Origin of the sequence: Pseudomonas cucumis, from assembly GCF_030687935.1 — a bacterium.
In the GTDB taxonomy this organism is placed as follows: Bacteria; Pseudomonadota; Gammaproteobacteria; order Pseudomonadales; family Pseudomonadaceae; genus Aquipseudomonas; species Aquipseudomonas cucumis.
In genome coordinates, this window is record NZ_CP117454.1 from 4,731,281 (window position 1) to 4,743,445 (window position 12,165).

Consider the following 12,165-nt stretch of genomic DNA (forward strand, 5'->3'; position numbering starts at 1 on the left):
TGCCATAACTCGGATCGAGGACCGACCCAAGCAGCAGTTCCGCAAGGTCCGACCTAATCGCCAGGCGGACTTTCTACTGCTTGGGAGCGATAGTCGCGTCCACTCTTTCAGCGGGCAAGATCACCTGTGAAATTGTCCAGCGCATTAAGGAAACTTCCCAGCATCTGGTCGCTGATGTCACCCATGTGAGGAATGCGCATCATGACCTGACCACTTTCGGCCATCAGTCGCTTGTTCAACTTGCCATACCCCGTGTCGATCAAATATCCGGCTTCGCGCATCAGTGCCTTAGTGCGCGACAGGTCGAGTCTGGAATCGACATAGAGCGAGGTGAGCGACGGGGACGCATCGGCGTCCTCAGTAAACAACCTGAAGCGTTCCGGCCGGGCGCGCACCCAGGCCCGTACATCGTTCTGCTGCTTGCGGTGCCGTGCAAACCGCGCCTGCAAGCCTTCCTGATTGACGATGTAATCAAGTTGAACATGCATCTGGTTGAGCAATGTGCAGTTCGGTGTCGTCAGGGTTTGTCCTTGCCGCGCCATATCGACGTGCCGAAGCAGATCCAAGGTGTACACCCTGTTCTTTATTGTCTGCGCCTTGGCGAGCGCAGCCTCATTGACGAAAGCGATTCCGAACCCGGGTGGCAGCGCCAGGCATTTTTGCGTGGCCGTTACGTAAGCGGCGGGAAGTGCTTGTGCGATACACGTGGGTGCGCCGGCAAAAAGACTGACGCCATCGACAATGGCAAGCGCTCCGTGCATGCGAATCAGCTCACAGACCTGGACAATATCAGTCGCTACCCCAGTGGAGCTTTCATTGTGGGTCAGCGTGACCACATCGAAACTCCCCTTGTCCAGAACACTCTTCAGAATGTCCAAGTCGATACCGGCACCCGGCGTAAAATCCAGGCGCTCAACGTGGGCATTGAAGCCAGTGGCCAACGTCTGGAACAGCTCGCCAAAGGCACCGACGCAAATACACAGGACGCGGTCGGTCTCGGCAACCAGCGAGCGCACTGCGCACTCCATGGCGTTGCTGCCACTGCCATTGATCAGCGTCGCCTGATAGGCCGCGGGCAACTCAGCGATGTGCTCAAGGTTCATCAGAATGTTCGAGATAATCTCGACTGCCTGCTTGTCTCGATGTCCGAATTCCGGGTAGCTACCGGCTTTGCGTACCTCGGGCCTGATCCAGGTAGGACCAGGGATGAACAGTTTTAACTCGCTCAAAATCACTCCTTGGATGGCAAGACTAAAAAAGCTGGAACCTCCTCCGAAAGTTGATGGCTGGGAGCCTCCGAATGTCGCTTGCAAGCGCGCCATATACTATCAAACTGCCTCGCAACGAGAGAGGTATTCAGCCCTGCTGGAGCAAGGTCCGGATCAGACGCACAAGCGTGTCGACTCCCCAGCGGGCCTCTTCGCGAGTCAGCACCAGAGGCGGCAACAACCGGATAACGCGTTCGGCCGTAACATTAATCAACAGGCCTTCACGCAGGGCTTCAGCCACCAGCTTCTGGCAGGGACGATCAAGCATGATCCCGATCATCAGACCCAGGCCGCGTACTTGCTGGACCTGTGGCAAGTCGGCTAATTTTTCGCGCAATTGTTCTACGATAAACTCTCCGAGTTCTCGGGCGTGATCCAGCAGACCGTCTTCTTCGATGATCCTTATGGTCTCTGTTCCTGCACGGCAGGCAAGAGGATTACCACCGAAAGTCGAACCATAACTGCCTAGGGTGAACGTTGTCGCTGCATCCCCCCAGGCGAGGCACGCGCCGATCGGTATGCCGGAGCCCAGCCCCTTGGCGAGGGTCATTACGTCGGGTTGAATTTTCGAGTGCTGGTGGGCAAACCACCGACCGGTGCGGCCGATGCCAGTCTGGACTTCGTCCAGCATCAACAACCACCCTTTACGATTGCAGATCTCACGCAACTTGGTCAGGTAGCCGGCATCAGGCAGATTGACACCACCTTCTCCCTGCACAGGTTCGACCAAGAGCACCAACAGTAATAGTCGAGAGAAGCGAGTTTATAGCCCGGGAAGCGGACCCCATTCACTACAAGGTGAAACACCGAGAAATACCGGTTGCAAGGCGTCACTCGTCACGGCTTCGACTGTTTGGATGTCCTAGGCGCCAAATGCAATATGACCGACATTACCGCGACCATCGACTTGGGCCAATTCGCGTACATGCGACCACTGCCCATCGTCGAGCGGCGGCCAAATACTATTTCGAATGCTTGGGCAGTGATTTCGAAGTCACATAGTGACAGCGCTTTCGGGCTCAGCCGCTGGCAGCGGTATCTGGACCTGAACAGCAAGGGTCGGGCATCGAAGCGTGGAGGCAGAATCTTCCGTGCCGTTTACTCTGGTGATCAGCAGGGTTGGGATGAAGACACAGGTGTTTGCCTTTCCCCCTTCCAGACCCGCGCCTGTGCTTTATTGCAGGCAAAAAAAAAATCCGGAAATCCTCACTTGCGTGGGCCTTCCAGACTTTTAAAACTGCTACAAAAATGGTGGGTCGTGTGGGATTCGAACCTACGACCAATTGGTTAAAAGCCAACTGCTCTACCAACTGAGCTAACGACCCGCTGTGTGGTGGCACGTATAATACTGATTTTTAAGGACTATTCAACACCTAATTTGAAATAAATCAAAAATAAGGTGTTGGGTCGGTCACACCGGCTGCTGCGAAGCCTTCTGCACGCAGGCGGCAGCTGTCGCATTTACCGCAGGCGCGGCCATTATCGTCTGCCTGATAGCAGGAAACGGTCAGCCCGTAATCGACGCCAAGCTTCACGCCGGCCTGAACGATCTGCGCCTTGCTCAGGTTCTGCAGTGGCGCCTGAATACGGAAGCCCTGCCCTTCTACCCCGGCCTTGGTCGCCAGATTAGCCATGCGCTCGAAGGCTTCGATGAACTCGGGACGGCAATCCGGGTAACCGGAGTAATCCACCGCGTTAACCCCGATAAAGATGTCCCGCGCGCCCAGCACTTCAGCCCACCCCAACGCCAGGGACAGAAACACGGTGTTGCGCGCCGGCACGTACGTCACCGGGATACCTTCACCCGGCGTTTCCGGCACATCGATACTAGTGTCGGTCAGTGCCGAGCCGCCGATACCGTTCAGGTTCAGGCCAATCACCTTGTGCTCGACCACACCCAAGTCTTGGGCGACACGTGCTGCGGCATGCAATTCGGCGTGCGAGCGCTGACCGTAATCGAAGCTCATGGTGTAGCAGCGGTAGCCATCAGCGCGGGCCATGGCCACGACGGTCGCGGAGTCGAGGCCGCCGGACAGCAGGATGACCGCACGTTTTTCGACAGTGTTCATTTGTTCAGTCATTTCAGCGCCCCGGCTCGTCATTCCAAAGATATTTATGCAGCTGCAATTGCAGACGCACAGGCAGATTGTCCGCCACCACCCAGTCCGCCAGATCACGCGCGCTCAGATCATGGTGGCTCGGCGAGAACAGGACTTCGCCGGCACGCAGGTCAAGACCGTACTGAATCAGTTTGGACACGGCCCAGTCGTAGTCTTCCCGCGAGCAGATGACAAACTTTACCTGATCGTTAGGCGTGAGCAGCTCGATGTTCTCGTAGCGGTTGCGGTGTGCTTCTTTCGAACCCGGAGTTTTCAGGTCGACGACGCGACTGACTCGCGGATCGACCGCCGAGATATCCAGTGCGCCACTGGTTTCCAGCGACACTTCGTAGCCGGCGTCACACAACTGCTTGAGCAAGGGAATGGCATTCGGTTGCGCCAGGGGTTCGCCACCCGTAACACAAACATAACGCGGGCGAAAACCGGCCACTTGCTCGAGGATGTCGTCGAGCGTGCGAATGGTGCCGCCAGTGAACGCGTAGGCGCTGTCGCAGTATTGGCAACGCAATGGGCAACCGGTCAGGCGCACAAATACAGTGGGCAGCCCGGCAGTCCGCGTTTCACCCTGCAACGAGTAGAAAACTTCGGTGATTCTCAATGTGTCTTGCATAGTCGCCACGGGCGTAACAGCTAAACAGGCTGTCCGCCTCCGTCAGGCACTTCAAGGAACCTCGCCAACGCGCAGATCCCAAAAAGCGTGTTTCATAAAAAGGGCATGAATTCTAACGAAAAAACCCGCGATAGGCGCGGGTTTCTTCAATACAGCTCAAGCAGCCTTACATGCGCTGCAAGTCGCGTTGTGCCAACTGAGCGGCGGAAGTGCCCGGATACTGGGACACAACCTGCTGCAGAATGCCTTTGACCCTGTCGGTATGACCGAGGCGGCGCTCTACATCAGCGAGTTTGTACAACGAATCAGGCACTTTAGGGTGCTTGGGGTACAGCTGTGAAACCTTGGCAAATGCTTGACCTGCACCTTGCAGATCGCCTTTGGCCAGATTCACTTCACCCAACCAGTACTGGGCGTTGCCCGCGTATTGGCTGTTCGGGTATTTGCGCAGGAATGCGGCGAAAGCCTGGCTGGCCTTGTCGAAATCCTTGGCTTTGATCAGGTCGAAGGCTGCATCGTAATACAGTTTTTCCTTCGCCGGATCAGCCGGTTCGCCACCTGCGGCAGGTGCTTGTGTGGAAGTGGCAGCGGCTGCCGCTCCTGCACCTGCGCCTGCGCCTGCGCCTGCACCGGGGGCATTCAAATTGCCACCGGTGGAAGAATTATCAGGAGTCGCGGCTGGTGCAACGCCGGTTCCTATGCGCCGATCAAGATCCTGATATCGCTCCAGGTTCTCTTGCTTCATGCGCGCTACATCATTTTGCAGTTCTTCGATCACACCCTGTTGGCGCGAGATCTGATCCTGCATCTGTTGTAGTTGGTTGAACAGCTGGCCCTGTGCCGAGACAGGGGTCGAAACCCCTCCCCCGGCATAGGCGCCGTTCGTACCGTAACCCGCAGGCGGATAACTGCTCCCGCTATTGTTATAGCCGGAGTTGTCCTCGACCACAGGAACCGCAGCCCACACCGCAAGCGGTGCGAGGCTGAGAGCCAAAACAGTTACAGCACGACGGCACGTTCGCATGACGAATTACTTACGCAGTTCGACGCGACGGTTTTGAGCCCAGGACTGCTCGTCGTTGCCGGTAGCAACTGGACGCTCTTCGCCGTAGGAAACCAGTTCCAGCTGAGCTGGGGAAACACCTTGCAGTACCAGGTAGCGCTGAACGGCTTTCGCACGACGCTCGCCCAGTGCCATGTTGTACTCACGAGTACCACGTTCGTCGGTGTTGCCTTCCAGAACAACGCGAGCGCCGTTTGCTTTCAGGTCTTTGGCGTGAACGTCCAGAGCGCGCATGGCTTCTGGCTTCAGGTCCGAGCTGTCGTATTCGAAGTAGAAGGTGGTGATTGCGCGCAGAGCAGCTTCTTCGCTCAGGGAACCATCAACGGCACCAGTGTTTGCGCCGTAACCAGCGTTTGGATCAACAGCGCCTTCACCGGCATTGTCGCCGCCTTTGGACGAGCAACCTACAGCTACAGCCATGGCCAGAGCCAGCGCAGCAAATTTACCAAACTTCAGCATTTCCATCGTGAAACTCCTAATGAACCCCAGTGTGTTAAGTACAACATGTAGCGCCGCGTCAGTTCAGGTAAGGGGACCAGGACGGTTCTCTGACTTCGCCTTGTGCGGTAGGAAGCGGGAGCCTCACGCGTCCATTTATGGACACGAGCATCAAGACTCCCCGGCCCTGCTGGCGGGTGGCGTAGATTACCATGGTGCCGTTGGGCGCAACAGTAGGCGACTCGTCCAGAGTGCTATCAGTGAGGATCTTTACACTACCGCGCTGCAAATCCTGGGCCGCCACCTTGAAATTAGTGAAGCCTTCCTGACGATGGATCATCACCAGGGTCTTTTCATCGGCCGACAGTTTAGGGTTGGCGTTGTAGTTACCAATAAAGGTCACACGCTCCGCACCACCACCGCTTGCGCTGGTTTTGTAGATCTGCGGCTTGCCGCCACGGTCGGAGGTGAAGTAGATGGTCGAACCATCTTTACCCCAGAACGGCTCGGTGTTGATGCCTTGACCGTTGGTGACACGACTGATCTGACGCGACCCCAAGTTCATCACATAGATGTCCGGGTTGCCATCTTTCGACAGTACGAATGCCAGACGCTGACCATCCGGCGACCAGGCTGGCGCACCATTCAGGCCTTCGAAGTTGGTGATCTGCTCACGGCGACCGGTGTCGATGTTCTGCATGAAAATGCGCGGACGCTTCTGCTCGAACGACACGTAGGCAATACGTTTGCCATCCGGTGCAAAACGCGGCGACAGGATTGGCTCGCGCGATTGCAGCAGCGTCACGGCACGGGCACCGTCATAGTCCGAACGTTGCAGCGTGTAGCGAGTGTTCTTCTCGGAGAACCGCTCGGCCGTCACGTACAGCAGACGAGTCGAGAACGCACCTTTGATACCGGTGAGTTTCTCGAACGACTGGTCGGAGATGTAGTGCGCCATGTCACGCAGTTGATCGACGCTGCCCGACACGCTGCCGGTCAGCACTTGCTGCTCCGTGGCGACGTTGAACAGTGCGTATTGAACCTGCAGACGACCGCCCGCTGGAACGATACTGCCGACCATGACGTATTGGGCTCCCAGCGCCTTGAAGTCACGGAAGATGATTTCGCTGGCCTGGCTCGGCTGGCTGATCATGTTCTGTTTTGGAATCGGCGAGTAGTAACCCGAGTTGCGCAGGTCGTTACCGATAATTTCAGCCATGTCATCCGGCAGCACGCTGCCGCCCTGGTTACCGAACGGAACAACTGCGATCGGGGTGGCCCGATCACTGCCGCTGGTGACCAGAATGTTTTTTTCATCAGCTGCCGCTATCCCTGCCAGGCAGCAGATAACGACAAGCATTCCTCGAAGAAGGTTTCTCACAAGGCTAGATCCTCAGGTGTGAATGTCATCTTGAATGAACGATACGGAGCGAAATCACTCGGCTTCATTCCCTGCATTTCTGTCAAACGTCCAATGTTCTTGACCGCCGCTACAGCGGAAGCGTCAAACGGACCGTCGCCGCTGGACTTGGCCACGCCGACCGAAGTCACCGTACCATCGGGCAACATGCCGATTTGCAACACGACCGTCATGCCTTTGCGTGCCGAAGGTGGACGAGCCCAGCCTTCCGCTGCACGAGCACGAATCAGATCATCGAAACTGCCGGCGACTTCGTCACCCTGCTCATCGGCCAAGGCCTGCTGACGCTGCGGCGTGTCGGAAAGCAAATCTGCCAGGGCCTGGGCCTTTTTGTCTTCGGCGGATTTACGTGCCGCTTCCTGCGATTTTTTCTTCGCGGCATCGGCAGCAGCTTTCTTCTTCGCGTCTTCGGCGACTTTCTTCTTCGCCTCTTCAGCTTCAGATTTCTTCTTGGCGTCTTCGGCGGCTTTCTTCTTCGCGTCTTCGACGATCTTTTTCTTCGCTTCTTCAGCGGCCGCTTTCCTGGCCTCTTCTTCAGCAGCTTTCTTGGCTTCTTCTTCAGATTTCTTCTTGGCTATATCAGCCAATTGTTTCTCTTCGGCCTTTTTGGCTTCGGCGGTCTTCTTGGCTTCATCGGCTTTCTTGGCTTCATCAGCCTTTTTTGCCTCTTCCGCTTTCTTCGTCTCGTCGGCCTTCTTGGATTCTTCGGCTTTTTGAGCCGCATCTTCCTTCTTTTGTTCCGCGGCCTTGATCGCTTCCTGTTCGATCTTTTTCTGTTCCATCTGTTCGACTTCGGTCTGGCGCGCAGCAGACTTCTGCGCTTCACCCGCAATCTTCTGATTGGTCTGGGTGGTCGCCCGACTTTTCGATTTCAGCTGGTACAGGGTCGCCTGGACGATCGGCTTGGCCGGCGGCAGCTCCGGTGTGAAGGCGAAACTGACGAACAGCATGCCAAAAACCAGCACGTGCAAGACAATCGCCCAGACACTAGGCCAGAAGTAGCTTTCCGAGGCGGACGGCTCTCGCATTTGCTGCATCAGGGTGCCTCGGTAATCAAGCCAACATTACCGACCCCGGCTTTCTGCAACCCGCCCATGGCGCCCATGACGGAGCCGTAATCGACAGTCTTGTCGCCGCGAATGAATACCTGGGTACGCTTGCCGCCTTCAGTACCGGCGCGAATGATCTTGGTCACCGCGTCAGTCATTTGCGGCAAGGTCATGGCCTTGTCCTGCTGCTTTTCGGTGTCGACTTCGCTGCCAAGGTTCCAGTAGTAGGTCTTGTCAGACTTGATCGAAATGGTCAGGACCTGAGTGTTGTTGTCCTGCGGCAAGGCTTCGCTGGAAACCTTGGGCAGATCAACTTTCACGCCCTGATTAAGCATCGGCGCGGTCACCATGAAGATGACCAGCAGTACCAACATCACGTCGATGTAAGGCACCACGTTCATCTCGGCAACCGGCTTGCGCTTTTTGCGAGCTCGAGCGATTAAAGCCATTGGAAATTACCTGCTTATTCTTCGCTGGTGTGCACTTTGCGGTGCAGGATCGCCTGGAATTCGTCGGCGAAGGTGTAGTAACGGCCCAGCAGGGTTTCGCTGCGAGCAGCAAAACGGTTGTACGCGATAACGGCCGGGATAGCGGCGAACAGACCGATCGCGGTAGCGATCAGTGCTTCGGCAATACCAGGAGCCACAGTGGCCAGAGTCGCTTGCTGGGCAGTTGCCAGACCACGGAAGGAGTTCATGATGCCCCAGACCGTACCGAACAGACCGATGTACGGGCTGACGGAACCGACGGTGGCGAGGAACGGCAGGCTCTGCTCGAGCTTTTCTTCCTCACGGGAAATGGCGACGCGCATGGCACGGGCCACGCCTTCCATGACCGCTTCCGGATCAACGCCTGACTGCTGACGCAGACGGGAGAACTCCTTGAAACCGGCACGGAAGATCTGCTCGACGCCCGAATCCGGATCAGGGTTGCTGCCGGCCTGACGGTAGAGTTTGGACAGGTCGATACCGGACCAGAAGCGCTCTTCAAAGCTCTCCAGGGCACGTCGACCGGCGCGCAGCAAGTTGCTGCGCTGAAAGATCATGATCCATGAGGTCACCGATGCGGCTACCAGGATCAGCATTACCAGTTGCACCACGATACTGGCATTGCTGACCAGGCTCCACATGGAGGAATGGTCGACGACGTTAGCTTCCACGCTTTATCTCCTGCTTTGAGTGTGTACCCGCGCCGCTCACGTCGGCAAAGGCCGCACGTAGAGCTTCGGGAATGGCTCGGGGTTTCAAACTGTTGGTGCGCACACAGGCCACCAGAAACTGCCCTTCGCAGAGCAGCACATTATCCGTAGCCCGCCTGACCTGCTGTTTGAAGCGCAGGCTGACCCGGTTCAATTCAATTACTTCAGCGCTTACCAGCAGTTCGTCGTCCAGTCGCGCCGGCGCGTGGTAACGCGCTTCGCTGGAATGCACGACGAACAACAGGTCCTCCCCTGCCAGCGCCGACTGGGCAAAGCCCAGCTCCCGGAGCCGCTCGGTTCGAGCCCGTTCCATAAACTTGAGGTAATTGACGTAATACACGATGCCGCCCGCATCGGTGTCCTCGTAATAAACGCGACAACGATGTGCGAACGGCTCAAGCCCGTTTTGCGCGCGCATACTCTAGTGCTTACTCCTCAGGTTGCCAATCCGGCCAGGCAACTGTTTTTCATTGATTCGCGGCTTTCTGGCGAAAGTACGGTCCTGGGACAGCACAAACACCGAATAAATCAGCGCGCAAAGGTGACTAATCGTCCACGGCATCGAGGAACTCGTCTACCACGGGCATCTCGCCTAATCGTGACGGGATGTTTAAACCGAAGTGCAGGTACGCATGCCGAGTGACCACCCGCCCCCGCGGAGTGCGCATGATGTAGCCCTGCTGGATCAAATACGGCTCCAGCACGTCTTCAATGGTGTGGCGCTCTTCGCTGATGGCTGCCGCCAGACTGTCCACCCCCACCGGCCCACCGTCGAACTTCTCGATCATGGTCAGCAGCAGGCGTCGGTCCTGATGGTCGAAACCGCGCTCGTCGACATCCAGCAGGTTCAGCGCCAGGTCGGCGATCGGCTTGGTGATGTGGCCCTTGGCGCGGACCTCGGCAAAATCCCGGACCCGACGCAGCAAGCGGTTGGCGATCCGCGGCGTGCCACGGGCACGGCGGGCGATTTCGAAGGCACCTTCCGGGTCCAGTGGCAAACCGAGAATGTTCGCCGAACGGCTGACAATCGTTGCCAGGTCGGCGGTGTTGTAGAACTCCAGACGCTGAACGATCCCGAAACGGTCGCGCAATGGGTTGGTCAGCATACCGGCGCGGGTGGTTGCGCCGACTAGGGTGAACGGCGGCAAATCGAGTTTGATCGAGCGCGCGGCTGGCCCTTCGCCGATCATGATGTCGAGCTGGAAATCTTCCATGGCCGGGTACAGCACTTCTTCGACAATTGGCGACAACCGATGGATCTCGTCGATGAACAGCACATCATGGGGCTCAAGATTGGTCAGCAAGGCCGCCAAGTCACCCGGACGCTCAAGGACCGGGCCCGAGGTACTTTTGATCGACACGCCCATTTCCTGGGCAATGATGTTGGCCAGGGTGGTTTTACCCAGGCCCGGCGGACCGAAAATCAGCGTGTGATCCAGGGATTCATTGCGCCCACGCGCGGCCTGGATGAACAACTCCATTTGCTCGCGAACGGTTGGCTGGCCAATGTACTCGGCCAGGCTGACGGGACGAATCGCCCGGTCCTGGACTTCCTCGCGGTCACGGGGACCACCCGTGGCGGCGATCAGACGATCAGCTTCAATCACTTAGATCATTCCCTTCAGGGCACGACGAATCATGTCTTCACTGCTCAAACCTTTCTCCTTGATCGCAGAAATCGCCTTGCTGGCTTCCTGCGGCTTGTAGCCCAGGGAAATCAGCGCGCTGACCGCGTCATTTTCGGCGGTGGCGACCGGAGGCGCATCTGGCCCACCCGGCTGGTTTGGCACCAACGCGAACATCGCCGGCACGGTCTCCCACGCTTTGAAGCGGTCCTTGAGTTCCACCAGCAAACGCTCGGCCGTCTTCTTGCCCACGCCCGGCACCTTGGTCAGCGCCGAAGTGTCCTGGGACTGCACGCAACGCACCAACTCGTCGACCTCCAGGCTCGACATCAAGGCCAGTGCCAGTTTCGGCCCCACACCATTGAGACGGATCAGCTCGCGAAAAAAGTCTCGCTCGCGCTTACCGAAGAAGCCATAGAGTAACTGCGCGTCTTCGCGCACGACCAAATGGGTGTGCAAGGTCAGCGGTTCACCGACCGACGGCAAGCGATAAAGCGTGGTCATGGGCACTTCCAGCTCATACCCCAGACCGTTTACATCCAGAATCAGGTGCGGCGGCTGTTTCTCAGCCAAAGTGCCGCGCAAGCGTCCAATCACGTTTCAGATCCTTGAGCCTTGGCCAGATCAGTGCTGGCGACTGACAGAACAAGGGTTTTGCGCCGACAACACAGGCGCAAAACCCTCATTCCATAAAAATGATTGCTGATGCTATCAGAGACGCAGGCGCCCGCCACGACTGCGTGCTGTACCCAGACCATGAGGCAACAGACTGGACCGGGTGTGAGCGTGGCAAATCGCAATGGCCAGGGCATCCGAAGCATCGATTTGCGGCTTGCTGGTCAATTTCAGCATGTGCATGACCATCATTTGCACTTGTTCCTTGTTCGCCCCACCGGTGCCGGTCACCGCCTGCTTGACTTGGGTCGCGGTGTATTCGGCAATTTCCAGGCTTTCCTCGGCCCCGGCCACGATGGCTGCGCCGCGAGCCTGACCGAGTTTGAGCGCGGAGTCAGCATTGCGGGCCATGAAGACTTTTTCGATGCCCATGGTTACCGGGCCATAGGTCTGGATCACTTCACGCACGCCCCGATAGACGATTTGCAGACGCTCATGCAGCTCGCCGGAGCCCGTGCGAATGCAACCCGACGCCACGTACACGCAACCACGCCCGGTATCACGTACCACGCCATAACCGGTGATACGCGAACCGGGGTCGATACCAAGAATTAAAGTCATAACGCCTGCGGGTTAGGTAAGAGCACGATATTCAATACAGCGAATAACAAATGTGGGAGCTGGCTTGCCTGCGATGGCGTAGGCACATCAAACAATGATGTAGCCTGACACGCCGCCATCGCAGGCAAGCCAGCTCCC

The 12,165-nt window shown here is 57.4% G+C and carries 13 protein-coding genes, 1 tRNA gene and 2 pseudogenes; 1 reads left to right on the forward strand and 15 read right to left on the reverse strand.

The features are described 5' to 3' along the window. Positions 1-107: 107 nt before the first annotated feature. Entirely contained in the window at positions 108-1,322 is a 1,215-nt protein-coding gene (locus PSH97_RS21440) for a pyridoxal-phosphate-dependent aminotransferase family protein (protein ID WP_305446609.1), read from the reverse strand. A 34-nt stretch (positions 1,323-1,356) separates the two neighbouring features. Further along, positions 1,357-2,010, reverse strand: a pseudogene (locus tag PSH97_RS21445) (aminotransferase class III-fold pyridoxal phosphate-dependent enzyme); the annotation flags it as partial. Between the two features lie 66 nt (positions 2,011-2,076). On the opposite strand from PSH97_RS21445, the pseudogene PSH97_RS21450 reads away from it, so the two are divergent. After that, positions 2,077-2,261, forward strand: a pseudogene (locus PSH97_RS21450) (DegT/DnrJ/EryC1/StrS aminotransferase family protein); the annotation flags it as partial. 256 nt (positions 2,262-2,517) lie between these two features. Here the strand turns inward: PSH97_RS21450 and PSH97_RS21455 are convergent. The 13 genes from PSH97_RS21455 to ruvC form a co-directional block, all read right to left on the reverse strand. After that, positions 2,518-2,593, reverse strand: a tRNA-Lys gene (locus PSH97_RS21455). Between the two features lie 63 nt (positions 2,594-2,656). Then, positions 2,657-3,349 carry a 7-cyano-7-deazaguanine synthase QueC gene (gene queC / locus PSH97_RS21460; RefSeq protein WP_407682160.1) on the reverse strand — a complete coding sequence of 231 codons (693 nt, stop codon included), beginning with the start codon at positions 3,347-3,349 and terminating at the stop codon, positions 2,657-2,659. A 1-nt stretch (position 3,350) separates the two neighbouring features. Then, the gene (gene queE / locus PSH97_RS21465; protein WP_305446611.1) at positions 3,351-3,998 is read right to left on the reverse strand and encodes a 7-carboxy-7-deazaguanine synthase QueE; all 648 of its coding nucleotides are present in this window, start codon (positions 3,996-3,998) and stop codon (positions 3,351-3,353) included. A gap of 166 nt (positions 3,999-4,164) precedes the next feature. After that, a complete protein-coding gene (gene ybgF, locus PSH97_RS21470) occupies positions 4,165-5,022 on the reverse strand; it encodes a tol-pal system protein YbgF (RefSeq protein WP_305446612.1) in 858 nt (285 codons plus the stop codon). Between the two features lie 6 nt (positions 5,023-5,028). After that, on the reverse strand, positions 5,029-5,526 hold the full coding sequence (gene pal, locus PSH97_RS21475) for a peptidoglycan-associated lipoprotein Pal (protein WP_003178634.1): 498 nt from the start codon (positions 5,524-5,526) through the stop codon (positions 5,029-5,031). Positions 5,527-5,578: 52 nt separating this feature from the next. After that, a complete protein-coding gene (tolB, locus tag PSH97_RS21480; RefSeq protein ID WP_038981961.1) occupies positions 5,579-6,880 on the reverse strand; it encodes a Tol-Pal system beta propeller repeat protein TolB in 1,302 nt (433 codons plus the stop codon). Then, positions 6,877-7,956, reverse strand: coding sequence for a cell envelope integrity protein TolA (gene tolA, locus PSH97_RS21485; protein ID WP_305446613.1), 1,080 nt, complete (start codon positions 7,954-7,956; stop codon positions 6,877-6,879). Before tolA ends, tolB begins: the two co-directional genes overlap by 4 nt. Beyond that, positions 7,956-8,408 carry a protein TolR gene (tolR, locus tag PSH97_RS21490; RefSeq protein ID WP_162556275.1) on the reverse strand — a complete coding sequence of 151 codons (453 nt, stop codon included), beginning with the start codon at positions 8,406-8,408 and terminating at the stop codon, positions 7,956-7,958. The genes tolA and tolR overlap by 1 nt, the downstream gene beginning before the upstream one ends. 23 nt (positions 8,409-8,431) lie before the next feature. Next, positions 8,432-9,127 carry a protein TolQ gene (gene tolQ, locus PSH97_RS21495; protein ID WP_007897030.1) on the reverse strand — a complete coding sequence of 232 codons (696 nt, stop codon included), beginning with the start codon at positions 9,125-9,127 and terminating at the stop codon, positions 8,432-8,434. Next, complete coding sequence (gene ybgC, locus PSH97_RS21500) at positions 9,117-9,584, reverse strand: tol-pal system-associated acyl-CoA thioesterase (protein WP_007933231.1); 468 nt, start codon at positions 9,582-9,584, stop codon at positions 9,117-9,119. Before ybgC ends, tolQ begins: the two co-directional genes overlap by 11 nt. Positions 9,585-9,711: 127 nt before the next feature. After that, positions 9,712-10,773: a Holliday junction branch migration DNA helicase RuvB gene (gene ruvB / locus PSH97_RS21505; protein ID WP_008006678.1), complete on the reverse strand. Its 1,062-nt coding sequence runs from the start codon at positions 10,771-10,773 to the stop codon at positions 9,712-9,714. Then, complete coding sequence (ruvA, locus tag PSH97_RS21510; protein ID WP_038981959.1) at positions 10,774-11,388, reverse strand: Holliday junction branch migration protein RuvA; 615 nt, start codon at positions 11,386-11,388, stop codon at positions 10,774-10,776. It abuts the gene before it with no gap. Positions 11,389-11,502: 114 nt separating this feature from the next. Beyond that, on the reverse strand, positions 11,503-12,027 hold the full coding sequence (gene ruvC / locus PSH97_RS21515) for a crossover junction endodeoxyribonuclease RuvC (RefSeq protein WP_007897036.1): 525 nt from the start codon (positions 12,025-12,027) through the stop codon (positions 11,503-11,505). Positions 12,028-12,165: the final 138 nt, after the last annotated feature.